General features: G+C 68.2%; 2 pseudogenes. Both read right to left on the bottom strand.

Annotated features, from left to right (window positions below):
- Window positions 1-421, bottom strand: a pseudogene (locus AC1DYX_RS31625) (4Fe-4S binding protein); the annotation flags it as partial.
- A 7-nt stretch (window positions 422-428) separates the two neighbouring features.
- A pseudogene (locus AC1DYX_RS31620) lies at window positions 429-826 on the bottom strand (porin); the annotation flags it as partial.

Here is an 826-nt window from a genome sequence, read left to right as displayed (position 1 = left end):
CGCGCACGTGGCGCACGAGACCTGCCTCCAGCAGCACCGGCAGGGACATCGGCGCAAACCAGTCCATGCGGATGCGGCCGATGCGGACGGATGCCGTTGCCTTGGACACGCCGTCCAGGCTCCCCTTGCCGCCGCAGACCGTGATCCCCTCTCCCAGCGAGCGGCCGCGGTACTGGCGCAGGAAGTCGCGCAGCGGCGTCTCGCCCAGGCCTTCGAGAAACACGGGTTCGTGCTGCGCCAATACCTCGACGTCGAGGAAGACTCCTTTCGGATCGATCACGACGAGCAGGTTCGGCGGCACGCCAGCGAAACCGGGCACCGGCGCCGGGAAACGCCTGGCCACGTCCGCCTGCGTCAGCGTGCCGGCGCGCGCGGCCGCGCACACGACGATCCAGCAGATGACGAGGCGGAGCAGGTCCATGGCGGCGTCAGAAGAAGATGATGCCGCCGACGGAAGCGCCGTTCATGCGCGTGGTGGCGCCGCCGAAGCCCTTCGAGCGGGTCTGCCCGATTTCGGCCACCAGCGTAATCACACTGTTCAGCGCGTAGTAGGCGCCGGCCGTGAGGTTGGCATTCGACTTCAGGCCACCCGTGCCGACGGTATTGTCGTTGTTCGCGCTGCGGCCCCACGACAGGCCCAGCTTGAGCGCGTCGCTCGTCTTGAACGTGCCCTGCACGAGGAAGTTCTTCGAGCGCACGTCGCCCTGGTCGGCGTCGGACAGGATGCCCAGCGCGCGGCCCGTCTGGGCATTCACGAGCAGGCCCAATGCGCCCGGTTGGTACGATGCACCCGCTTCCACACCGTTCATCGTCAGGTCACCGGTCC

It is taken from the genome of Massilia sp. P2_C2 (genome assembly GCF_056404615.1).
Note: the sequence above shows the minus strand (reverse complement) of the source record. Positions and strands in the feature narration are given on the sequence as shown.